19 protein-coding genes and 2 rRNA genes (1 of these 21 cut by a window edge) are annotated in these 25,265 nt (G+C 37.1%); 19 read left to right on the top strand and 2 right to left on the bottom strand.

The annotated features are described in order from the left end of the window. The first annotated feature begins 56 nt into the window (after window positions 1-56). From I6760_RS04455 to rpe, 4 genes are all read left to right on the top strand, one after another. Window positions 57-386 carry a PTS lactose/cellobiose transporter subunit IIA gene (locus I6760_RS04455; RefSeq protein ID WP_196593274.1) on the top strand — a complete coding sequence of 110 codons (330 nt, stop codon included), beginning with the start codon at window positions 57-59 and terminating at the stop codon, window positions 384-386. 611 nt (window positions 387-997) lie between these two features. After that, a complete protein-coding gene (locus I6760_RS04450) occupies window positions 998-1,276 on the top strand; it encodes a hypothetical protein (protein ID WP_196593273.1) in 279 nt (92 codons plus the stop codon). Window position 1,277: 1 nt separating this feature from the next. Beyond that, window positions 1,278-1,889: a hypothetical protein gene (locus tag I6760_RS04445; protein ID WP_196593272.1), complete on the top strand. Its 612-nt coding sequence runs from the start codon at window positions 1,278-1,280 to the stop codon at window positions 1,887-1,889. Between the two features lie 238 nt (window positions 1,890-2,127). Beyond that, window positions 2,128-2,793 carry a ribulose-phosphate 3-epimerase gene (gene rpe / locus I6760_RS04440; protein WP_196593271.1) on the top strand — a complete coding sequence of 222 codons (666 nt, stop codon included), beginning with the start codon at window positions 2,128-2,130 and terminating at the stop codon, window positions 2,791-2,793. Between the two features lie 347 nt (window positions 2,794-3,140). Here rpe and I6760_RS04435 read toward each other — a convergent pair whose 3' ends face one another. Next, window positions 3,141-3,953: a DeoR/GlpR family DNA-binding transcription regulator gene (locus tag I6760_RS04435; protein ID WP_196593270.1), complete on the bottom strand. Its 813-nt coding sequence runs from the start codon at window positions 3,951-3,953 to the stop codon at window positions 3,141-3,143. A 447-nt stretch (window positions 3,954-4,400) separates the two neighbouring features. On the opposite strand from I6760_RS04435, the gene I6760_RS04430 reads away from it, so the two are divergent. From I6760_RS04430 to truA, 7 genes are all read left to right on the top strand, one after another. Next, on the top strand, window positions 4,401-5,231 hold the full coding sequence (locus I6760_RS04430) for a transketolase (protein WP_196593269.1): 831 nt from the start codon (window positions 4,401-4,403) through the stop codon (window positions 5,229-5,231). Next, window positions 5,228-6,169 carry a transketolase family protein gene (locus I6760_RS04425; protein WP_196593268.1) on the top strand — a complete coding sequence of 314 codons (942 nt, stop codon included), beginning with the start codon at window positions 5,228-5,230 and terminating at the stop codon, window positions 6,167-6,169. Before I6760_RS04430 ends, I6760_RS04425 begins: the two co-directional genes overlap by 4 nt. 34 nt (window positions 6,170-6,203) lie before the next feature. Beyond that, window positions 6,204-6,674 carry a ribose 5-phosphate isomerase B gene (gene rpiB / locus I6760_RS04420; protein WP_196593267.1) on the top strand — a complete coding sequence of 157 codons (471 nt, stop codon included), beginning with the start codon at window positions 6,204-6,206 and terminating at the stop codon, window positions 6,672-6,674. Between the two features lie 160 nt (window positions 6,675-6,834). Further along, entirely contained in the window at window positions 6,835-8,352 is a 1,518-nt protein-coding gene (locus I6760_RS04415; RefSeq protein ID WP_196593266.1) for a phosphohexomutase domain-containing protein, read from the top strand. Window positions 8,353-8,732: 380 nt separating this feature from the next. Next, on the top strand, window positions 8,733-9,602 hold the full coding sequence (locus I6760_RS04410; protein ID WP_196594764.1) for an energy-coupling factor transporter ATPase: 870 nt from the start codon (window positions 8,733-8,735) through the stop codon (window positions 9,600-9,602). Then, window positions 9,592-10,395, top strand: a complete 804-nt coding sequence (locus I6760_RS04405; protein WP_196593265.1) for an energy-coupling factor transporter transmembrane component T family protein — start codon at window positions 9,592-9,594, stop codon at window positions 10,393-10,395. The genes I6760_RS04410 and I6760_RS04405 overlap by 11 nt, the downstream gene beginning before the upstream one ends. A 4-nt stretch (window positions 10,396-10,399) precedes the next feature. After that, window positions 10,400-11,173, top strand: a complete 774-nt coding sequence (gene truA, locus I6760_RS04400) for a tRNA pseudouridine(38-40) synthase TruA (protein ID WP_196593264.1) — start codon at window positions 10,400-10,402, stop codon at window positions 11,171-11,173. A 237-nt stretch (window positions 11,174-11,410) separates the two neighbouring features. Here truA and minD read toward each other — a convergent pair whose 3' ends face one another. Then, on the bottom strand, window positions 11,411-12,202 hold the full coding sequence (gene minD / locus I6760_RS04395) for a septum site-determining protein MinD (protein ID WP_196593263.1): 792 nt from the start codon (window positions 12,200-12,202) through the stop codon (window positions 11,411-11,413). A gap of 785 nt (window positions 12,203-12,987) precedes the next feature. On the opposite strand from minD, the gene I6760_RS04390 reads away from it, so the two are divergent. The 8 genes from I6760_RS04390 to I6760_RS04355 form a co-directional block, all read left to right on the top strand. Then, a complete protein-coding gene (locus I6760_RS04390; RefSeq protein ID WP_196593262.1) occupies window positions 12,988-17,214 on the top strand; it encodes a 2-hydroxyacyl-CoA dehydratase in 4,227 nt (1,408 codons plus the stop codon). Between the two features lie 187 nt (window positions 17,215-17,401). Then, window positions 17,402-18,418: a PhoH family protein gene (locus I6760_RS04385; RefSeq protein ID WP_196593261.1), complete on the top strand. Its 1,017-nt coding sequence runs from the start codon at window positions 17,402-17,404 to the stop codon at window positions 18,416-18,418. Continuing rightward, a complete protein-coding gene (gene ybeY / locus I6760_RS04380; RefSeq protein ID WP_196593260.1) occupies window positions 18,402-18,863 on the top strand; it encodes an rRNA maturation RNase YbeY in 462 nt (153 codons plus the stop codon). Before I6760_RS04385 ends, ybeY begins: the two co-directional genes overlap by 17 nt. A 90-nt stretch (window positions 18,864-18,953) precedes the next feature. After that, window positions 18,954-19,889 carry a GTPase Era gene (era, locus tag I6760_RS04375; RefSeq protein WP_196593259.1) on the top strand — a complete coding sequence of 312 codons (936 nt, stop codon included), beginning with the start codon at window positions 18,954-18,956 and terminating at the stop codon, window positions 19,887-19,889. A 17-nt stretch (window positions 19,890-19,906) separates the two neighbouring features. Then, a complete protein-coding gene (locus tag I6760_RS04370) occupies window positions 19,907-20,521 on the top strand; it encodes a DUF502 domain-containing protein (protein ID WP_231036090.1) in 615 nt (204 codons plus the stop codon). Further along, window positions 20,518-21,255 (top strand): DNA repair protein RecO, encoded by a 738-nt coding sequence (recO, locus tag I6760_RS04365; RefSeq protein WP_231036089.1) that lies wholly within the window; start codon window positions 20,518-20,520, stop codon window positions 21,253-21,255. The genes I6760_RS04370 and recO overlap by 4 nt, the downstream gene beginning before the upstream one ends. Window positions 21,256-21,638: 383 nt before the next feature. After that, window positions 21,639-23,187: ribosomal RNA gene (locus tag I6760_RS04360) — 16S ribosomal RNA — on the top strand. A gap of 424 nt (window positions 23,188-23,611) precedes the next feature. Further along, a 23S ribosomal RNA gene (locus I6760_RS04355) occupies window positions 23,612-25,265 on the top strand (it continues 1,266 nt past the right edge of the window). The 16S and 23S rRNA genes sit together here, the layout of an rRNA operon.

Genomic DNA, 25,265 nt, shown 5'->3' with positions numbered 1-25,265 from the left:
GGTGTTAGAGGTATAATAAAAGAAATAAATTAAGCTCAAGCTAAGGGGGAGTCAATATGAAAAGCAAGAAAAAGACCAATACTGAAAACGTATGTCTTGATATAGTGAAAATGGCTAATAAAGCTAAAATGGGTTATTTACAAGGAATACAGTTGGCAAAACAGAATAAGTTTGAAGATGCGGTAAAGGAAATAAATGAGGCAGATGAAGCGTTTAGCAAGGCACATGGCACACATACCAAGCTGCTGCAGTCTGAGGCCGATGGAGGAAAAACCGAAGTTGACTTACTGCTTGTACATGCAGAAGATATTATGATGAATGCAGAGATGTGTAAGGTTTTTGCCATGGAAATTATTGCGCTTTATTTAAAATTATCCGAAAAATAATTTATATAGAAAATACATATAGTGGATTCATAAACGGCTGGCACCGAAAAATAATTGACATCATAAAGGATGTGGCCTGCTATTGTTATGATATCATCTGTCTTTTATTGAAGGGAGAGTAAGATGAGTTGTCTGATAAATAATCATTTACAAATATTAGGGTATTTTGTGCCTTTTTATGTTTTTGGGGCGGTTTGTTATGGAGATTGTTCTTTTTCCAGTTTGGAAATTTGTAAGTATTCACTTTTCTATTTGGTACCTAAATACTGATAAAATTGTCCATAATGCAATTGTATGGGGACAACTTATGGTATTTATCTTTGACAAGGGGTTCTATTTCGCAAATTTGATTTCTTGTGGCCGTGTAATATGATGAACGATTTTATAGTACTATCCCTTATGGTATAAGTTTTTAATAGATTATTGTAATTAGGCATAGTGGTTAAATTGCTGTGTTTGTTATTTTGACTATTATTGTCGAACGCGTTAGAATATATATAATATTTGTAGCTTGCAATAAAAAAACTATAATAAAGATTCTATTGTAATTTATGTATAGAATATATATAATTGAAGAGATTTTATATTAATGAATGACTGGGAGGATAAAAATGTCAGAAAGATTAACTTTGCAGGAAGTACTCAAAGAGTATGGTGTCCCAGAAATTAAACTGGATATTCATGCCACGCGTACAGAGTGCTTGAAACTTCGCGAAAAACTGGTAGCTATTCGCGATGTGAGCCAGGCCACAGAGCAAGGCTATCTGGATATTAACTGCAAGCTATATATTGACGTACATGATATTGACCGTTATCTATCGGGCGAACTTGATACTTTAGGAGAAATATATGCTTTTCCAGAAGATATAAAGGCTTATAAGGAGGAATAAAATGAATTTAAAAAAAATAATTATCCTTATGGTTGTCTGTATATTTGCAATGTCATCTCTGACTTTTGCAGCTAGAGGAGGGTCTAGATTGTCGGCACCAAGGCCTTCTATATCAAGAACTACACCGAGTTTTTCAACGCAGCAGAAAAAGCCGTCAGATTTTAGGACGAAGGAATATAAACCATCGCAGGATGCTAAATCCATAAATAAAAATGCACCAGCAACGGCAAAGTTACCATTGAATGCAGCACGTAGCAGTTCTCCCTGGGGTGGTATTATGAGAAACATTGGTTTGTTTGCTGGTGGAATGTTTTTGGGCGGATTGCTTAGTCATTTCCTTGGCATGGGATCAATGGGAATGTTTTCCGACATCATGGGTTTGTTATTCAACATAATATTAATTTGTATGGTTATCATGGTTATTCGTATGATATGGTATAAGTTTAAAAATAGATCTGGTCAGGGAACAAATCCTTATCGACGCGAAGACAAGTCTTCGAATTCTATACATCAGACATCATCTCAGGAAGATTTTATGGATGTGACGCCACCGCAAATTAGGGGCAATGATTATAACAGTAAAACAAAGGCAGACGAATATCGCCGCCGGTGAAGATGACAAATGAATAATAGTTAATAATAATAAGCGCACTGTTACTTTTTAGGCAGTGCGTTTTACTGTTTATATGGTAAGCTTCTTCTAGTTAATAAGAACGGAACAAGAGTTGGTTTAACTTCTGCTTGAGAAGTAAGCTGATTACTTATATAATTATATATGGATAATTTATAACTGTTCATAGTTAGGCAACTTAAACAACTTATGAAAAAACTTACAAGTAAAGGGGAATACTATGGAAATAATTTTATCACCATCAATTTTGTCAGCAGATTTTTCTTGTCTGGCAGATGATGTACAAAGGTTAGAAAAATGTGGAATAAAACAGATTCATTTGGATATTATGGATGGACATTTTGTGGATAATATTACTTTTGGAGTTGGTGTCATAAAGTCTCTGCGGCCACATACTAAAACTGTATTTGATGCGCATTTAATGGTTACAAATCCTGATTCATTGACAGCAGGATTAGCTGATGCTGGTGTTGACAGTGTTACTGTACATAAGGAAGCCTGTATCCATTTATATCATACATTAGAAATGATACAAAAAAAAGGAATGCATAGTGGAGTAGTTTTAAATCCAGCCACTGGTTTTAAATCATTACGATATGTTGCTGAAGATGGACTTTTGGAAAAAGTGCTTGTAATGTCAGTAGAACCTGGTTTTGGTGGACAAGCATATTTACCGGCAAGTACAGAGAAAATAAAAGAATTGGCAGAATGGCGGGCTGAAAATGGTTATAAATTTGATATACAAGTAGATGGGGGAATAAATCTTAATAATTTGCAAACGGTCATTCAGGCAGGTGCTAATGATGTTGTTATAGGGTCATCTATGTTTAAAAACCGTCAGTTAGAAAAAAATGTACATGATTTTTATCATATACTTGAAGTATGATAGAGATAAAAACCACTATGAGGGCTGCAGGGTTTGTTATCTGTTGTGCTGTGGAGAGTGATTAATGTATACTTTTTATATATTAATATTAGATAGTCTGAGTGATGTCTGGGGAAAGTGCTGCCTGATAATATTTTCTGATGGTTTACAAGTTTTGTTTTGAAATAATATAAAATATTCTGATTATACAGTATAAATATTTATACTGTATTTTATCTAATAGGGTATATTGGGTTTTACAAAAAATATTTATTACTTAGTTTTGTCTCCATCAAATGTTTTTTAAATGATGGAGACAATTTTTTATCCCTGATGTTGTCTCATAAAAATAGTAATTATGCAGGTAATTAATATACGATATTAATATTTTTATTTTGGTATTCTTTTAATACATCAGGCGAAACACTGGGGTCAGTAATTATTGTGTCGATATTTTCTGTAGGACAAAAACTGGCAGTGGATATGATATCAAACTTTGAAGCATCAGCCAGGGCAATTATTTTGTGGGAATGTTTTACAACAAGGCGTTTTAATTCTACTTCATAAGGGTTAAAGTCAGTAAGCCCAGATTTCATTGTTAATCCATACCCAGATAGAAAGGCGATATCAATTATCAGGTTGTCAAATATACCAGCACCTAAAGTACCTTCAATATAAGCAGCATCTTTACCTACTATTCCGCCGACAAAGATTACAGTTATATCAGGATTCTTTATTAATGCCGACATTATGTGGATACCATGTGTTATTACTATTAGTTTCTTTTTTATAGCGACAAGTTTTTCCGCTATGGCTAATGAAGTTGTTCCTGAATCAAGATAGACGGAACCTCGGTCAGTTATAAATGATAGGGCTTTTTCTGCAATGTGTTTTTTAGCCTCAATACATTTTTTTTTGCGGAAAAGAAAACTGTAACTATTATCTTCAGACTCAGATACAGAAAAAGTTAGATTACTATTGGTGGAATTTTTTAACTGACTTTCTCCTAACGTAGCTCCACCATGTGTTCTAGTTATGAGTTGTTTTTCTTCTAGCTCTTTCATATCATTTCTGGCAGTGGTTGCTGATACAGAAAATTTTTCACAAATTTGTTGGGTAGTAATTTTTCCGTGTTCCTTTATATGTTCTAGTATGATATTTTGCCGTTCTATTGCAAACATAGCATACCCTCCTTCATAAAATGCAATTCTTTTTTACATTATATAGCACAAAAGAAACTTTGACAATCTCAGCTGATTATTATCGATAATAAAAGAAAGAAAAAACATAAAAATAATATATAAAAAAAACTAAAAGAAAATAAATAATATTTATAAGAAAAAAATAATGATTATAAACACTTGAAAAAAGAAAAAAATTTGCTATAATAAAAAATAAATAAAACTTAAAATATATTAAAAGTAATTAATAATAACTAAACAGCAATTAAAACAAAGCATAACAATAATTATCTATGTTTAATGGATAATTAATAGTTAATTTTATAGTTTATATTTAATGGGGATATAAAAATATTGTTGTTATATGGTGTTTACTGTAGTTGTTCTACAGATAATGATAAATATTTATAACCAGTTTGGCTGGCAGGTATTTAGAGGAGGCTCTTAATGGATAATTTAGATTTAAAAAAAATTGCTAATGAGTTGCGCAAAAATGTAATAACAGCAACTTTTTATGCTAAGTCAGGACATCCGGGCGGATCATTATCCGCAGCTGATATTTTAACTTATCTTTACTTTGAGGAAATGAATGTGGATTCACAAAGAGCTGGAGATGAAAATCGTGATAGATTTGTTTTATCGAAGGGCCATGCTGCACCAGCTCTTTATTCAGTATTAGCATTAAAAGGCTATATTCCTGTTGACGATTTAAAAACTCTGCGTCATATTGATTCTTATTTACAAGGTCACCCTGATATGAAACATACTCCTGGTGTTGATATGTCATCAGGTTCTTTGGGACAAGGAATATCTGCTGCTGTGGGAATGGCATTGTCAGCTAAAGTGCAGCATAAGGATTTTCGTGTATACGCAATGCTGGGAGATGGTGAACTGCAGGAAGGTCAGGTTTGGGAGGCGGCCATGTTTGCCGGCAGCCATGCGTTGGATAATTTAACAGTAATAATCGATAATAATAATTTGCAGATAGATGGCAGTGTGGCTGAAATTTGTTCTCCTTATCCGATCGATAAAAAGCTGGAAGCTTTTAATTTTCACGTGATAAACATCAATGCCCATGACTTTAATGAAATAAGAGCTGCTTTTAAAGAAGCTAGAACGATAAAGCAATATCCAACTGCAATTGTAGCGAAAAGTGTAAAAGGAAAAGGTGTTTCTTTTATGGAAAATATCGTTGGCTGGCATGGGAAAGCACCTAATGAAGATGAATATAAACAAGCAATGACTGAATTAGAAAAAAATGGGGAGGCGCTGGTATGACAGTAACTAAAATAGCTACGAGAGAAAGTTATGGAAATGCACTGGTGGAATTATATAAAGAACATGATAATATAATTGTACTTGATGCTGATTTAGCAGCTGCCACAAAAACAGTTATTTTTAAAAAAGCTTTTCCAGAACGTCATTATGACTGTGGTATAGCTGAGTGTAATATGATGGGAATTGCTGCGGGAATTGCTACTACAGGGCTGGTACCATTTGTAAGTTCTTTTGCCATGTTTGCCGCAGGCCGTGCTTTTGAACAAGTAAGAAATTCAATAGGATATCCACATCTCAATGTTAAAATAGGTGCTACTCATGCTGGAATTTCAGTAGGTGAAGATGGAGCTACGCATCAATGTAATGAAGATATTGCATTGATGCGTACTATACCAGGAATGGTGATTATCAATCCGGCAGATGATATAGAGGCGAGGGCAGCAGTGAAGGCGGCATATAATTATAATGGTCCTGTTTATATGCGGTTTGGCAGATTAGCAATACCTGTTATAAATAATAAAGCAGATTATAAATTTGAGTTAGGCAAGGGGGTAATTTTGCGTGAAGGCCATGATGCAACAATTATTGCTACGGGTCTTTGTGTAGGAGCGGCTTTAGCAGCAGCTGAAAAAATGGCGAAAAAAAATATTGCTGTTGGTGTTATAAACATTCATACAATAAAACCTATAGATAGGAAGCTTATTATTGAAGCTGCTAAAAAAACTGGCAAAATTATAACTATAGAAGAACATTCAATAATTGGTGGACTGGGAGGAGCTGTAACAGAAGTTCTTACAGAAAGTTATCCTGTACCAGTCTTACGCCTTGGTATAAATGATTGTTTTGGTCATTCTGGTCCAGCAATAGCACTTTTACATGAATTTGGTCTTGATGCTGCAGGAATAGAAAAAAAAGTAAGTGAATATTTGAAAAAATAGATTTAGTGGATTTATTATACGAGGAGTGATTATAATGAAAATAGCCATTGGTTGCGATGAAGCAGCATATAATTTAAAAATGGTTTTGAAAAAACATTTGGAAGAAAAAGGATATGAAGTTGACGATTTTGGTGCCGACAAGGGAGAAAAAATACTTTATCCTGATGTTGCTTATAAAGTTGCTGATGCTGTTGCCAGGGGAAAATATAAGCGAGCAGTATTAGTATGTGGCACAGGATTGGGAATGTGTATTTGCGCTAATAAAGTACCAGGAGTTCGTGCGGCTGTGTGCCACGATTCTTTTTCGGCAGAACGCAGCCGAAAAAGTAATAATGCTCAGATAATATGTATGGGAGAACGAGTTATAGGTATGGAATTGGCAAAATCGCTGTTGGATATATGGTTAGAATGTGAATTTTCAGAACAGTCAAGATCACAGCCAAAAGTGCAGCGTATTAATGAATTAGAACAAAGCCATATAAAAGCAGCAATGAAAAAATTATAATACAATTAACAATGCTATGAAAATGAACGTAAAATTAGGCAAAATAGTGTCATGTTTTACGTTCTTTTTTATTAAAAGGTATTGAATTTTCTATGTTTAATGTGGTTTAATTTTAATAGAGTATTTTAAAATGGCAGTAAAAAATGGAAGGAATGGTTTTATGTCAGAGGATAAGACTATATTAAAACTGCAAAATGGCAGTGATGTTCGTGGTGTGGCAATAGAAGGTGTAGAAGGAGAACCGGTTACTTTAACTAATTTATATGCTAATACAATAGCGGCAGCTTTTGTAAAATGGCTGGTAAATAAATTAGAAAAGCCTGTTGAAGACATAAAGATTGCTGTTGGGCATGATTCACGTTTGTCAGCAGAACGGTTGAAAAAGCAGGTGTTAAAAGCAATTTTGGGCAGTGGAGCTGATGCATATGACTGTGGATTGGCTACAACACCTTCAATGTATATGTCATTGGTGTACGAAGAGACTAAATATGATGGTTCAATAATGATAACAGCAAGTCATTTGCCATATAATCGCAATGGTCTGAAATTTTTTACAATTGATGGTGGAATGGAAAAAAAAGATTTAACAGATGTGTTAAATATAGCAGCAGAAACCAGATATACAGAAGAAAACATTGATAAAGTAAAAAAGTGTGATATTATCAATATTTATGCGCAGGATCTTTGTGAAAAAATACGCAAGGGAATAAATTCGACTGAATTTTATCATCCGCTTAAAGGATTGCATGTAGTCGTTGATGCTGGTAATGGGGCCGGAGGTTTTTTTGTCGAAAAAGTATTGGGGCAGCTGGGGGCTGATATTTCCGGTAGCCAGTTTTTAGAACCTGATGGATGGTTCCCTAATCATATACCTAATCCAGAAAATAAGCAGGCTATGGAGGCCTTGCGGACGGCCGTTGTTGAAAATAAAGCAGATTTGGGGCTTATTTTTGATACTGATGTTGATAGAATGTCAGCCGTGCTTTCTGACGGACGGGAAATTGCCCGTGATACTCTTATTGCAATGATGGCAGCAATCTTGGCACCGGATTATCCATGTTCAACAATTGTTACTGATTCGGTTACCTCTGATAAATTAACAGCTTTTTTGGAAAATGAATTACATTTGAAACACCATCGGTATATGCGAGGCTATAAAAATGTTATAAATGAATGTAAAAGACTTAATGCTAAAGGAGAAGTTTCTCCATTAGCAATAGAAACAAGTGGGCATGGAGCATTGAAAGAAAATTATTATCTTGATGATGGAGCCTATCTGGCAGTTAAACTTTTAATTGCAGCGACTATAGCAAAAAAAGAAAATAAATCATTAGAAAGTCTTATAGAGAAACTTCAGCCTGTATTTGAAGAGGTTGAGTACCGCATGTCAATAAACGGAGAAGATTTTAAAGAATATGGGGGAAAAGTTCTTGAAGCTTTTGCGGAACGGGCCAGGCGGAAGGGCTATACAGTAGTAGAGCCGTCTTATGAGGGAGTACGTTTATCATTTACGGGAAATATAAATGGCTGGGCATTATTGCGACAGTCATTGCATGACCCTAAAATGCCGCTTAATATAGAAGGTAATGGAATAGGGGATTGTGATAAAATAACTACAGCAGTTAGAGAACTTCTTACTGATTTTTCCAGGTTGGACGTTAGTGTATTAAAAAAATGAACATTGGTAATTTACTGTTAATTTATAGTATGCACTCAGTTGTTTATAATCAGCTGAGTGTTTTTTTTAGTATAATCTGGCTAAAAACAAAAAGTTTTGGCATAATATGATTAATAACCTTTTACATAGAGATATATAATAGTAAAAAAGCAGAAAATACAGAGAATAATATAAACAGTTTATCTTAACAAAGAGGATAGGAGTAATATAGAGTGATTACAAAGTATATGGCGTAAATTTATCGCCGACTAGGCTTTTAAAATTGGATAAAATTTAGAAAATAGTATTCTTTATTGTTAACATCAATATTAATTGTATTAACAATGTTTAGGTTGTATAATAATTAGTTACAGCAAAATAAAATAAAAATGGTGAGATTAGTGGCTATTGAAATAAAAAATGTTACACATGTTTATATGAAGAAAACTCCATATGAGAAAAATGCTTTAAAAAATATTTCATTGACTATATATGAAGGAAGTTTTATAGCAGTAGCCGGGCATACCGGTTCAGGTAAGTCAACATTAATGCAGCATTTGAATGGGCTGCTTAAACCAGACAGTGGCATGGTCACTGTTGATGGAATAGATATAAATGGGAAGGGAAGGGAAAGTGTAAAGGCCAGAAGGTCTGTCGGTATGGTTTTTCAATATCCGGAACAGCAGCTGTTTGAGGAAACGATTGCAGCGGATATTGCTTTTGGTCCGAAAAATTTTGGGCTAGCGGAAAATGAAATAGAAAATAGAGTAAAAAAAGCAATGCAGTTTGTCAATCTTGACTATGAAAAATATAAAGATATATCCCCGTTTTCCCTGAGCGGCGGCCAGATGCGGCGTGTTGCTATTGCAGGAATTATTGCTCTTGCACCAAAGTATCTTGTACTGGATGAACCCACAGCAGGACTAGATCCCAGGGCAAAACATGATTTGCTTGGAAATATTAAGAAACTTTATAATAAAAGGGATTGCACGGTAATCATGGTATCACATAACATGGATGATATAATGAGTATGGCAGAGCGGATAGTGGTTTTAAATGATGGAGTAATTGTAGCTGATGGAGCGCCCAAAGATGTTTTTAAGCAAACGGAAATACTGACAGCAGCAGGGTTAAGACCACCACATTTGACACAGCTGCTGCAGAAAATAAATGATGAAGCATTACCAGTTGCAACTGATTGTACAAATTTGACTGCTGCTGTTGATTCTATATATAAATCCTGGAGCAGGAGGAGAAAAAATGCTGAGTGATATAATGATTGGGCAGTTCTTTCCGGCAGATTCAATTATTCACAGGATGGATGCCAGAGTAAAAATATTGATGTTATTTGTATTTATTCTAAGTATTTTTTTATTTGATAGTAAGTTTGATTATGTAATACTTATAATGGTAAGTATGGGGTTGGTATTTATTTCACAGATTCCGCTGATTATGTATATAAAATCACTAAAACCGATGTTTTGGATAGTTTTATTTACTTTTATAGTACATGTATTTAGTGGAACTGGACCAGAAGTATTTAAAATATGGCTTTTTTCTGCTACGTGGAATGGTATTTATGAGGGGCTGTTTATAACAATTCGATTATTGTTATTGGTACTATTGGCGTCAGTTCTTACCTTCACTACATCACCGCTGGTCTTGACTGATGCGCTGGAAGCCTTGCTGAGACCGTTTAAGGCTATAGGAGTACCAGCACATGAGCTTTCTATGATGATGACGATTGCGCTGCGTTTTATTCCTACATTAATAAATGAAACAGATAAAATTATAAAGGCACAAAAATCACGCGGAGCAGATTTTACATCAGGAAGTATAATAAACAGGATACATTTTGTTATGCCTATATTAATTCCTCTTTTTGTGGGGGCTTTTCGTCGCGCCGATGAATTAGCATTGGCCATGGAAGCTCGGTACTATAGAGGTGGGGAAGGGCGTACACGAATGAAAGAGATGCAGTTGACACGGCTTGATTATATATTGATAGGTCTTTTCAGCATAATGATTGTTATATTGGCTGTATTAAAGGTAAAAGGTATTTAGTGGTATGAAATCAGAACATAAAGCAATAATGAAAAAAAGGCAGCGTAACATAAGGTTGACAGTAGCTTATGATGGAACGAATTATCATGGATTTCAGCGCCAGAATAATTGTGTGGCTGTGCAAAATGTATTAGAAGAAATTCTGCCGTCAGTTTTTGGTGATAGAATAGAATTGGCAGCGGCGGGTAGAACAGATGCCGGAGTACATGCCCGGGGGCAGGTAATAAATTTTTTTTCTGATGGTACTATACCGGTGGCGAATATTCCGCGGGCAGTGAATAGATTACTGCCAAAAGATATTGTAATAACTGATGCACAGGAGGTTGAGCGCGAATTTAGTGCTTTACATAGTGCAAAAAGCAAGATTTACATTTACAAGCTTTATCATAATGCAATTTCCGATCCGTTTTTGTGCCGGTACAGCTGGCATTATCAGTATGGTTTACAGCTTGAACCAATGCAGGCGGCTTTAAAGTACATAGTCGGCAGACATGATTTTTCCGCATTCAAGGCATCAGGAAGTGCTCCTAATGTTAATCCGGTCCGTAATTTGTATAAAGCAGAGTGTATTCAGGATGGAGATATGTTTATTTTTCGTTTTTGGGGAGATGGCTTTTTATATCATATGGTACGGAATATTGTAGGTACTGTAGTTAAAGTTGGGAATAATCGCCTTACACCAGCAGCTTTTAATGATGTCTTATTAGGAAAAGACAGAACAAAGGCAGGCCGAACCGCACCACCGCAGGGACTGGTATTATGGCATGTTAATTATTGAATTTGTGTAACTTAATATTTTTTGCAGGTAATAAAAAACTTACCGTTTTATGATATGCGGTAAGTTTTTTTACTAATTTATTAAATTGAATGTAGTATTTTAATTTAAGGGTTTATCTAAATGAATTAAAAATATAATTGTGTCTTTTCCGGGACTTGTACATTTTACTGCATTGAATTTTGAGGAAGCAGTAGGTATATTATATGTGTAATGTCCATTGCTGTAATAAATATATTATTATTTTTTGAATAAGTTTTTTAATTTGCCCCAAAATGTAGTTTGGCTATAAAAATTCATAATGGGAATGTTTTGCCCGCATATCCGCAGGGCAATATTTCGAAAAATTTTTCCTGACAAAGAATTTTTGTCTTCAATGACAGATTGCCCTTTGTTAGTATATTTTATTATTGCTTCTTCATCCGGCAATTGACCTATGACATCAATACCAAGTATTTCCTTTATATCAGAAATATCAAGCATATCATTGCGCTGGATCATGTTAGGTCGGATACGATTTATTATTAATGTTATATCATTTAGTTCAGCTCTATTTAATTCACCAACTATTTTGTCAGCATCACGTAGGGCTGCCATTTCCGGCGTCGTTACGATTATTGCAGCATTAGCTGCGGCGATAGCTGTTTTAAAACCCTGTTCAATACCGGCAGGACAATCAATAAGTATATAATCAAAGTCTGGTTTCATTGATTGACATATACGAATAAGATCATTTCCAGTTAAAGCTGATTTATCGTATTTTTGCGAAGTGGGAATAAGATATAGGTTTTTATATGTAGGATGGCGTATAAGCGCTTTATCATAAGAAATTTTACTTTTTACTATATCAATAAGTGTATAGCAGATATGATTTTCTAAACCTAATACTAAATCAAGATTTCTAAGACCGGTATCTGTATCGATTAGGGCAACTTTTTTCCCTAAAACAGCAAGTGCTGCACCAATATTGGCAGTAGCAGTTGTTTTACCTACACCGCCCTTGCCAGATGTAATGACAATTATTTTACTCAAGATGATTCCTCCGCACTATTTATTGAAAATAAAAAACATTATTTTAATAGTTTATTTATTAATGTTATTATAACATAAGTTTGTTATAGAAATGAGCTTTTATAGTGACTGATTAAATGGAAGATGTACACTCGTGACTTTAGTCTGAGTTAGGCGACCAAACTAGTCAGTATGTATATAAATATGCATATATAGATTGGCCTAAGACCAATCCATACTGCCTGAAATGCTGGAAACTCCTAAAGACAGCATAGCGACAACGCAGAGATGAAACAAGCTTAAACGTGGCGTCTGCGAAAGTAAAAAAATATTATATGTCTATGCTGCCTAGTTTAGAAGACTAAAATTGACATATTCCTTATTGAAATTAATTATTACTTATGGTATAACATAATCATGAAGATTATGTTATTATATGTGATTTATATAGTAAATTGTCATAAAAATAAGGTTATTGATTAAATAGTTTAATTAAAAAGGCGGTATTTTTCTACTTTTAAGTGATAGTGTGAGTGAAAGGTTAATTGTAAAACTGTGGGACATATAGATTTATCTTGCCTATACTCATGGCATTTAGTCTTTAGTGTAAGGAATAAGAAGTTCCAATTTCAAATATCGTCAGATATTAAGAGAATGAAGTATGTCATATACTTATCCAATTATCATATAGGCTGGAGTTCAGTGAGGTTGTTGTAGCTGAGCCAGTCCTATAATATACTGCTTTAACGTAAATTATATTTATAATATAATAACTATTAATAATTATACGTTCCGGGGTGTTAGCTATGAATCCTATTTGGAAAATTGGGATAGATATAGGGTCTACGACTATTAAAACAGTAGTTTTAGATGAATTAGATAAAATTGTGTTTAAAAAGTATAAACGTCATTTTTCAGAAATTTATAAGGCTTTAAGTGAGGATGTTACAGATCTTAAAGAAAAATTACAAAACAGAACTTTTGCTCTTACTCTTACTGGTTCAGCGGGGATGGGAATGGCTGAAGCTATGCAGCTTCCTTTTGTTCAGGAAGTTATAGCTTGTACACAGGCTGTAAAAAAATGGATACCAAGAACAGATGCGGCGATTGAGTTAGGTGGAGAGGATGCAAAAATAACCTATTTTGGTATGGCACCAGAACAGAGGATGAATGGTGTATGCGCAGGAGGTACAGGATCCTTTATAGATCATATGGCAGCTCTTCTGCATACCGATGCTAAGGGCCTTAATAAATTGGCTCAGCAGGGTAAACAGGTTTATACTATTGCATCACGCTGTGGGGTATTTGCTAAGACTGATGTACAGTCACTGATTAATGACGGGGTATCAAAAGAAGATATCGCCTTGTCGATTTTTCAGGCAGTTGTAAATCAGACTATTGGTAATTTGGCGCAGGGACGTCCGATAAAGGGTAATATAGCTTTTTTAGGCGGACCACTTCATTTCTTATCTGTATTAAAAAGACAGTTTATAAAAACTTTGAAAATTGATCAAGCACACACAATGGAGACGCCGGAGGCGTGTTATTTTGTAGCAATGGGAGCAGCTCTGTCACAGGAAGCTGCCATAATTGACTATAGAACTTTAGAACAGTGTCTTGGACGAGGAAAAAGGGTAAAAGTAGACACGAATAAAGTTCCTTTTGTATTATTTAAAAATGATGAAGAGTATCGTGCTTTCAAAAAAAGACATGATAAAGATATTGTAAAAAAAGGCAGTCTCAAAACCTATGAAGGCCCATTATATGTAGGAATAGATGCTGGTTCAACTACTACTAAAGTAGTTGCTATAGGTAGTGCAAAGCAGCTTCTTTATACTTCTTATGGAAGTAATAAGGGCGTGCCATTGGACAGTGTTGTAACATCGTTGCGTCGGCTTTATTCTGGAATGAATAATAGAACTTATATCAAGAGTGTAGGAACAACAGGCTATGGAGAACATATTGTAAAAGCGGCAGTGCATGCTGATTTTGGCGAGGTAGAAACATTTGCTCATCTTAAAGCTGCTCAGGAATTTTGTCCTGATGTAACGTGCGTTTTGGATATTGGTGGACAGGATATGAAATGTTTCTTTGTTAAAGATGGACACATTTCACAAATAGTATTAAACGAAGCTTGTTCAGCCGGGTGTGGCTCGTTTATCGAAAATTTTGCCCAGGGGTTATCAATGACAGCTGCTGATTTTGCGCAGAAAGGGATAAAGTCTAGACATCCTGTAGATTTGGGAACACGGTGTACGGTCTTTATGAATTCACGGGTCAAGCAAGCGCAAAAAGAAGGGGCAGCAGTTGCCGATATTTCAGCAGGTATCGCATTGTCCGTTATAAAAAATGCCTTGTTTAAAGTTATTCAAATAAAAAATACGGAAGAACTGGGAAATGCTGTTGTTGTCCAGGGCGGGACTTTTTATAATGATGCAGTATTGCGTTCTATGGAGCTTTTACTTAATAAAGAAGTTATAAGACCTGATATATCTGGACTTATGGGGGCTTATGGAATAGCACTTTTAGCTATAGAGCGGAATGATGAGAAATCAACTGTTCTGCCTGTACAGAAGCTGGATAATTTTAAAACATCATCTATTTCCTATCGCTGCAAAGGCTGTGGCAATAAATGTCTTGTAACAATGCAGAAGTTTCCAGATGGTGGTAAATATTTCATAGGTAATCGCTGTGAAAAAGGTGCAGGTGGAGAAAAGAAAAAGAAGAATACTGTACCTAATATATATGAATATAAATATAATCGTTTATTTAATTATTACAAGCCAATGGAAAATGCTCCCAGAGGAAAAATAGGCATACCGCGCAGTTTGAATATGTATGAAGATTATCCTTTCTGGTTTACTTTTCTTACTGAACTTGGTTATGAGGTAGTTTTATCGGGCGAATCTTCACCACAGCTTTATTATAAGGGAATGGCTACAGTTCCTTCAGATTCGTTATGTTATCCGGCCAAATTAGTGCATGGGCATATAATGGACCTAATAGAAAAAGGAATTAATACGATATTTTATCCGTGTATTCCTACCAATATAGCTGATGAAGTTAATGAGTCAGATAGTAATTATAATTGTCCAGTGGTGGCATCTTATGCTGAAAATATAAGAGCTAATATGGATGTTTTACGGGAAAAAAATATTCATTTTGTCCAGCCATTTTTACCGATAAATAATAAAAAGGCAATGTATAAAAGGCTGGTAGAAGAGTGTAAAGAAATATCATGTGACAAGAAAATAATACGTAAAGCCGTAGAAAAGGCTTATAATGAACTTGACCATTATAAGCAAGATGTTCGCAGCTATGGAGAGAGTGTTTTTAAAAAAATAAAAAAAGACAACTTAAAGGCAGTTGTTTTGTGTGGGCGGCCGTATCATATTGACCCGGAAATTAATCATGGGATTCCTGAAATGATCCAGAGTTATGGCATTGCTATTCTGTCAGAAGATGCATTGTACCATTTGACAATTGAGAAGGAAAATTTGAGTATAGTTAATCAATGGAGTTATCATGCACGCTTATATCATGCAGCAGAATATGTGGGAGAACATCCAGAATTGACATTGATCCAACTGAGCTCATTTGGTTGTGGACTTGATGCTATAACTACAGGACAGGTAAAAGAAATTTTAGAAAGACATCATTGTGTATATACAATGATAAAACTTGATGAGGTTAGTAATTTAGGCTCAGCACGTATACGGCTTCGTTCGTTGATGGCAGCATGGAAATATGGAATGAAACAAGGCCGGGGTATACCAAAATCTTTGCCACAGCGGGCTTACTTTAGAAAAGAGTGTCAGCATGAGCATACAATACTCGCACCACAAATGTCACCACTTCATTTTGAATTGATAGAAACAGTAGTAAAGAAGCATGGTTATCATGTTGTTATTCCTGAACTGCCTAAACAGGCTGCTATTGATGAGGGACTGCGATATGTCAATAATGATATGTGTTATCCAGCAATTATTGTTATTGGACAGCTGCTGCATGCTTTAAAATCAGGTAAATATGATGTCAATAATACATCGATAATGCTGTTTCAAACCTGTGGAGCATGTCGTGCTACTAATTATCTTAATCTTATGCGTAAAGCATTGCAGGATGCGGGGATGCCGCAGGTACCTGTTTTTGCCTGCTGGGGGAGAGATACAGATTCGTTCAAAATGACAACTGACTTGTTTGTTGATGTATTAAAGGCAACTGTTTATGCAGATTTACTACAACAGCTGCGTCACCGTACGCTGCCATATGAACTGGAAAAAGACAGTGTTATAAAACTTTTTGGCAAATCAATGGATTTATGCAAAAGTGATCTTAGAAATAAAAAAGCCCGGTATAGTAATTTTTCCGATAATATAAAAAAGATTATAAATGACTTTGACAATATACCTATTGATGAAAATAGGGAGAAACCGCGCATTGGCATTGTTGGCGAAATATTAGCCAAATATCATCCTACAGCAAATAATAATATAGAAGAAGTCTTATATAATGAAGGAGCGGAAGTTGTGATGCCTAATCTTATGGACTTCTTTATGTATATGGCATATGATGACATTATTTCATATAAGCTACTTTCTGGTAAATGGATTGATAAGTTTAAGTCAGAAATGTCTATAAAATTAATGGAATTTTATCGGCGCCCCATGCGCAAGGCACTGGCAGCTAGCAAAAGATTTACAGCACCAATTACTATAGGTCAGATTGCTGCTCTTACAGACGGTCATGTTTCTTTGGGAAATATGGCAGGTGAAGGTTGGTTTTTAACGGGGGAAATGCTTAAGCTTATTGATGAAGGAGTAAAAAATATTATTTGTCTGCAGCCTTTTGGCTGTCTACCTAATCATATAACAGGCAAAGGCATGATAAGAGAACTTATGCGGTCACATACGGATGTTAATATTGTGCCTATTGACTGTGATGCCAGTGTTAGTGAAGTAAACCAGCTTAATAGAATAAAATTAATGCTGTCGGTTGCAAAAGAACATTTGCAAAACAATATAATTGCATGAATTTAAACGTGAATAAAATCTGCCGTATTAAGTGTCTAATTTAATGCGGCGTTTTTTATATTGATAATTTTATAATAATTATTCAAAAAGAGTATTTGAAATAGCAGATACTTACTACTTGACATTTATAGTTGATGCTATAAAATTAAATTATAATTTATATACATAATAGGAGGATTATTTTCATTTGCGAGGATTTGATGAACGAAAAATAATTTTTCAAAATAAGCAGGAAACAGTTGCCTTATTAGGGGAACACGATGAGTTTTTTCGAGTTTTAAATGATGATTTTTCATGCAAAATTGCGGGTCGTGGAACGGAAATAATAATAAACGGAGAAGAAAATCAAGTTGCTGCTGCAGCAAAAGTTTTTGAAGAATTATTGGGATTATATCGTCAGGGTGCGCAAATAACCATTCATGAAGTGAAGTATGCAATTAAGCTGGTGAAAAAAAATGAAGCTGAAAAATTGCATAGCTTATTTAGTGATACTTTATTTGTGTCTGCCAAGGGACGTACTATCCGGCCCAAAACGCTAGGACAAAAAGTTTATATTGATACAATAAGAAAAAGTTCTATTACTTTTGGGATAGGACCAGCAGGCACAGGAAAGACTTATTTAGCAGTAGTTATGGCTGTTATGGCTCTTAGAAATCATGAGGTCGATCGGATAATTCTTACCAGGCCGGCAGTAGAGGCAGGCGAAAGGCTGGGATATCTGCCAGGAGATTTACAAGAGAAAGTAGATCCCTATCTGCGTCCATTGTATGATGCCTTGCAGGATATATTGGGAGCAGAAACATATAAAAAACTCATGGAAAAAAATATTATAGAAACAGCACCGTTGGCATACATGAGAGGACGTACACTCGAAAGGGCTTTTGCCATATTAGACGAAGCACAAAATACTACGGGACGTCAAATGAAGATGTTTCTTACACGTTTGGGTTTTGGCTCGAAAATGATAGTAAATGGTGATTTAAGTCAGGTGGATCTGCCGCGGGGAGCAGTTTCAGGATTAGCTGAAGCAGTTAATATATTGCATGATATAAAAGGGATTGGCTGTGTGTATTTTAATGATACTGACGTTATAAGGCATGATGTAGTAGCACGTATCATTAAGGCTTATGACATATATGAAACAGCAGCTCTGACAAAGACGGGAAAACAGATAATGGAGAATAAATATGGAAATATTAATTGATAAAATACCTGAAACACTGGCAGTCGATGATGACGTGGTTGAAACTATAAACCGTACAGTGAAAAAGATAGCTAAAATTTATGGTTTACAAAATAGTGAAGTAAGTATAACTTTAACTGATAATAAAAACATACACGAATTAAATAAAAAATATCGCAATATTGACAGATCGACAGATGTCCTTTCCTTTGCCCTTAATGAGGCGCAGGAGCCAGAACTTTCAGGTGGACCTGATATTGATATTTTAGGCGATATAGTTATTTCAATGGAAAAAATTTTTGAACAGGCAAGAGAATATGGACATAGTGTTGAAAGAGAAATTGCATTTATCACTACACATGGTATGCTTCATTTGTTGGGGTATGACCATATAGAAGAGGCAGATCGCATAAAAATGCAGAAGGAAGAAAAATTTATAATGGAACAGCTGCAGATACTGCGCTAGAAAAATAAACAGATTAATAAAACGGAATTTTAGTTAGAACAGTTGTAAACATTAATAAATTTATGAAAATTAGCAATAAAAAGGAGTATTATGAAGAAAGAATATAAATCGGGGTTTGTGGCAGTTATCGGGCGTCCTAATGCTGGAAAATCTACACTTATAAATAGCCTTATAGGGCAAAAAATTGTTATTATGTCTGATAAGCCGCAGACGACAAGGAATAAGATACTTTGTGTATTGACTCAGGAAAATATGCAGGTAATATTTATAGATACACCGGGGATTCATAAGCCACTTCATAAATTGGGAGAATATATGATGCGAGCGGCGCAAAACACATTGAAAGAAGTAGATGTAATATTATTTCTTATAGATGCCACAGAAAAAATTGGCAGTGGTGAACGATATATAATGAAACAACTGCAGGCTACAAAAAAACCGGTAATTCTTGTCATAAACAAAATAGATTTATTAGAAAAAAGTAATATTTTACCAATAATTGCTAAGTATGAGTGGGAGTATCAAAGAAATCGTGCAGCAGAAAATAGTAATAGCACTGAAAATCAATTTGCTGCTGTTATCCCTATTTCAGCTAGAGAAAAAAATAATCTGCCAGAGCTTTTAGAAGAAATAAATGCCAACCTGTCTGAAGGACCGCAATATTTTCCGGAAGACATGATAACAGATCAGCCAGAGCGCTTGATAGTAGCAGAACTTGTGCGTGAAAAAGTTTTATTATCAACCCGTGATGAAGTTCCTCATGCCGTGGCTGTTGATGTTGATGAAATGGCGACTAGAAAAAATAATGATGTTTATATTCGAGCTACTATATATGTAGAACGTGAGTCACAAAAAAAAATAGTAATAGGGACAAAAGGGGCTCTTCTAAAACAGATTGGGGCTGCGGCTAGAACTGAAATAGAGAAGCTTTTAGGCTCAAAAATATACTTGGATTTATGGGTTAAAGTAAAAAAAGACTGGCGTGACCGTGAACGCTTGTTAAAGGAGTTTGGTTTTAATAATTGAGGTGGAAACATTGTATCATGAAAAGATTAATGAACAAATTATCTAAGTGTTTTATAAATGGTATTATGATAATAACGCCTATTTTTATTACTTATTTGGTTTTATCTACTGTATGGTCGATGATGGATGTGTTGATGGGACATTATATTCCCATTAAATTCCCTGGAATGGGAATAATAATGGCTATTATTATTATTTTGGCTGTGGGAGGATTATCTTCCAATTGGATTTCTAAGCGGTTTTTGGCATTGGGAGAAGAAATGATTGGGAAGATTCCCGTAGTGAAATTTATATATGGTAGTGTGAAGCGTTTATCAGACACAATATTTAAATCAGGGAATATGTTTGAAAATGCTGTACTTGTACCTTATCCTCATCCAGGTGTGCGGTGTTTAGGATTTTTAATGACACCAGTTTCTCCTGTGATGGCCGAGTATCTGGGGGAAGAGGAATATGTTTCTGTTTTTATACCTTGGAGTTTGAATATGACATCAGGTTTCAATGTTTTTGTACCGAAAAAAGATATTACATTTATAGATATCCAAGGAGAAGATGCTTTGCAATATATTATAACTGCAGGTGCAGTTATGCCTGGAAGTCATAATGATAAGAAATCCAGGGGCAATTTATGATGTCTTTATATAATACGACAGCAATTATTCTTGGGACAGTAAATTGGGGCGAAGCAGATAAAATAATTACATTATTTTCTCGGGAAAAAGGGAAAATAAAGGCAGCAGCCTATGGAGCACGCAGGCCAAAGAGCCGGTTGGCAGGAACAACGCAGTTGTTCAGTATTGTGGATGCACAGCTGGCACAGGGGCAATATATGGATATTATAAGGAACTGCGAACATAATGGGTTTTTAGCTGATTTTTCTATGGATTATACTGCGTTAGCATATGCCTCATTTGTTGCTGAATTTGTTTCAGAAATCTTTGAAGAGGGGCAGCCTCAAGAAGAAGTTTATGATAAACTGCTAAAGGTAATACCAGCAATGCTTAAACGCAATCCACGAATAGCCGCATTAGCGGCTTTTTTTCAGATACTCGAGTATACAGGAAATCAATTGCAATATGATAGATGCGTTATCTGCGGAAAAAAAATCACCGGAGAGGCGTTTTTTTCTTATGAGGATGGGGGGGCTCTATGTGCAAAATGCAGGCAACAGCAAAAAGATAAATATTCCCAAACTCTGCGGCAATTAATTTTGCGGTTGTTGAACTTGAACTGGAATAAAATAGAAAATTTTAATGTTCAGGTTAAGGATTTAGTTGCAGCAGAAAATATAATGTTGCATTATATTGAATATATTTTAGAAAAAAGATTGAAGTCGCTGGATTTTATTCAGCAAATTACAAAATGAACAGATAAAATTGGTTTACAAGGCTGTAAAATAAAGCTTGGCGGCAGTGTTATGATAAATAGAACAGGGAAAAAGATAAAAAAGGAAGAAAAAAGATAAGAAAAAGTATTGACAAAATATACAGGATTAGATATAATAATTTCTGCGCTCGAGAGAGCGGCCGGGACTTAGAGGGCTAAAGAAATTTAACTTAAAAAAGTTCTTGACAAACGAAAAGGTTTTTGATAGAATATAAAAGCTGACTCGTTGAGGCAGGCACCTTGAAAACTGAACAATACATCATTATATGTTTTCTAAAATATACCAGATGTGCGGTTTAAATATAAACCTGAAACAATTCTTTAAACAACAAATGAAAGAGCCAAATTGGCTCTCCGATAAATTTAATGGAGAGTTTGATCCTGGCTCAGGACGAACGCTGGCGGCGTGCTTAACACATGCAAGTCGAACGGGGCTTTTATTTCGGTAAGAGCCTAGTGGCAAACGGGTGAGTAACGCGTAGGCAACCTACCTTCAAGATGGGGACAACATTCCGAAAGGGGTGCTAATACCGAATGTTATAAAAGCTTTGCATGAAGCTTTTATCAAAGATGGCTTTGGCTATTACTTGGAGATGGGCCTGCGTCTGATTAGCTAGTTGGTGACGGTAACGGCGCACCAAGGCGACGATCAGTAGCCGGTCTGAGAGGATGGACGGCCACATTGGGACTGAGACACGGCCCAGACTCCTACGGGAGGCAGCAGTGGGGAATCTTCCGCAATGGGCGAAAGCCTGACGGAGCAACGCCGCGTGAACGAGGAAGGTCTTCGGATCGTAAAGTTCTGTTGCAAGGGACGAATGGCAATATCGCTAATATCGGTAATGCATGACGGTACCTTGTTAGAAAGCCACGGCTAACTACGTGCCAGCAGCCGCGGTAATACGTAGGCGGCAAGCGTTGTCCGGAATCATTGGGCGTAAAGGGAGCGCAGGCGGATAGTTAAGTGGATCTTAAAAGTGCGGGGCTCAACCCCGTGATGGGGTCCAAACTGGCAATCTTGAGTGCAGGAGAGGAAAGCGGAATTCCCAGTGTAGCGGTGAAATGCGTAGATATTGGGAAGAACACCAGTGGCGAAGGCGGCTTTCTGGACTGTAACTGACGCTGAGGCTCGAAAGCTAGGGTAGCGAACGGGATTAGATACCCCGGTAGTCCTAGCCGTAAACGATGGATACTAGGTGTAGAGGGTATCGACCCCCTCTGTGCCGGAGTTAACGCAATAAGTATCCCGCCTGGGGAGTACGACCGCAAGGTTGAAACTCAAAGGAATTGACGGGGGCCCGCACAAGCGGTGGAGTATGTGGTTTAATTCGACGCAACGCGAAGAACCTTACCAGGGCTTGACATTGATTGACGTATCCAGAGATGGATATTTCTTCTTCGGAAGACAAGAAAACAGGTGGTGCATGGCTGTCGTCAGCTCGTGTCGTGAGATGTTGGGTTAAGTCCCGCAACGAGCGCAACCCCTATTATCTGTTGCCAGCACGTCAAGGTGGGAACTCAGATGAGACTGCCGCGGACAACGCGGAGGAAGGCGGGGATGACGTCAAGTCATCATGCCCCTTACGTCCTGGGCTACACACGTACTACAATGGGATACACAGAGGGAAGCGAAGGAGCGATCTGGAGCGGAACCCAAAAAATATCCCCCAGTTCGGATTGCAGGCTGCAACTCGCCTGCATGAAGTTGGAATCGCTAGTAATCGCAGGTCAGCATACTGCGGTGAATACGTTCCCGGGCCTTGTACACACCGCCCGTCACACCACGAAAGTCATTCACACCCGAAGCCGGGAAAGGGCCTTATGGAACCGACCGTCTAAGGTGGGGGCGATGATTGGGGTGAAGTCGTAACAAGGTAGCCGTATCGGAAGGTGCGGCTGGATCACCTCCTTTCTAAGGATTTTTAATAAAATCTGTCGAGTGCATCTGGAAACAAGCATATCAGGGGCAGGTAGCTGCAACTGGGAAGCTTGATGTATTGTTTAGTTTTGAGGGTTTCTTCCCTCAGAATAATTGATTTATAAAACAGTAATGTTTAAAATAAATTAATCTTGCACATTGAAAACTACACAGAAGAAAAGCAAAGAACAATTATCACCAATGCCAAACTTGTGAAAATGAGAATGGCGAGGGAATAGTTGGACCAAGCACAAAGGATTATAAAGAAATACGCCAAGATAAAACGTATGAACTTATAGCAAAGGTGGCATTTTATAAGTAAGATTATGAAATGCAAAAACAGATTGCGGCAGTTATTATGATACCAGGCAGAGCTTAAAGCACTGGCAGGGATAATAATAACCAAGCAATACTGATAAGTTAAGTGAACAAGGGCATATGGTGGATGCCTTGGCGCCAGGAGTCGAAGAAGGACGCGGTAAGCTGCGAAAAGGTACGGGGAAGAGCAAGCATCTATTGATCCGTACATATCCGAATGGGGCAACCCGATAGAAAAAGTTCTATCATCCGAAAGGAAGACAAACCCGGGGAACTGAAACATCTAAGTACCCGGAGGAAAAGAAATCAAACGAGATACCCAAAGTAGCGGCGAGCGAAATGGGTAAAAGCCCAAACCATATTACTTCGGTAATATGGGGTTGAGGACTGACAAAAATGCTGAAACATTTAGCCAAATGACTTGGAAAGGTCAGGCATAGAAGGTAAAACCCCGGTAGGCAAAAAGTGGGGCAGCATGGTCAGTATCCAGAGTATCGCGGGGCACGAGAAACCTTGCGAGAAGCTGGGGGGACCACCCTCCAAGGCAAAATACTACCTGGCGACCGATAGCGCATAGTACCGTGAGGGAAAGGTGAAAAGAACCCCGGAAGGGGAGTGAAATAGAACCTGAAACCGTATGTCTACAAGCAGTCGAAGCTCCGTAAGAGAGCGACGGCGTGCCTATTGAAGAATGAACCGGCGAGTTACATTATATTGCGAGGTTAAATGGAAAACATGGAGCCGAAGCGAAAGCGAGTCTTAATAGGGCGGCAAGTAATATGGTGTAGACCCGAAACCGCAGTGATCTATGCATGCCCAGGTTGAAACGCAGGTAAAAATGCGTGGAGGACCGAACCCGTGAGTGTTGAAAAACTTTGGGATGAGGTGTGCATAGGGGTGAAATGCCAATCGAACGCGGAGATAGCTGGTACTCCCCGAAATAGCTTTAGGGCTAGCCTCAAGGGAAGATTACAGACGGTAGAGCACTGATCAGGCAAGGGGGCGTAAAGCCTGCCAACCCTAGTCAAACTACGAATGGCTGTAATAAAATACTTGGGAGTCAGACTGTGAGTGATAAGACCCATAGTCGAAAGGGAAACAGCCCAGACCACCGGCTAAGGTCCCAAATGCTGTGCTAAGTGGAAAAGGATGTAGGACTTCATAAACAACCAGGATGTTGGCTCAGAAGCAGCCATCATTAAAAGAGTGCGTAATAGCTCACTGGTCGAGAGGCTCTGCGCCGAAAATATCCGGGGCTCAAGCACAGAACCGAAGCCGTGGCAGGATGTAGCAGTACATTCTGGGTAGGGGAGCATACTGTATGCGACTGAAGATGTACCGTAAGGAGCATTGGAGTGTACAGCAGAGAGAATGCCGGTATGAGTAACGACAAGAACAGTGAGAATCTGTTCCACCGAAAGCCTAAGGATTCCTGGGCAACGCTCGTCGACCCAGGGTAAGTCGGGACCTAAGCCGAGGCGAAAAGCATAGGCGATGGACAACAGGCAAAAATTCCTGTACCGTTTTATTTTGTTTGAATGATGGAGTGACACAGCAAGCAGTTTGAGCGTACGGATGGAAGAGTACGTCGAAGCCGGTAGGCTGTGCAGCAGGCAAATCCGCTGCATAAGAGCCGAGAAGTGATAGATAGGTAAATCTACGGATGAGCCGAATTCAAATGAGCTACACTGTCGAGAAAAGCTTCTAGTGAGAAATAAAGCGCCCGTACCAAAACCGACACAGGTAGGCACGGA

This window comes from Pectinatus sottacetonis (assembly GCF_015732155.1).
In the GTDB taxonomy this organism is placed as follows: domain Bacteria; phylum Bacillota; class Negativicutes; order Selenomonadales; family Selenomonadaceae; genus Pectinatus; species Pectinatus sottacetonis.
Note: the sequence above shows the minus strand (reverse complement) of the source record. Positions and strands in the feature narration are given on the sequence as shown.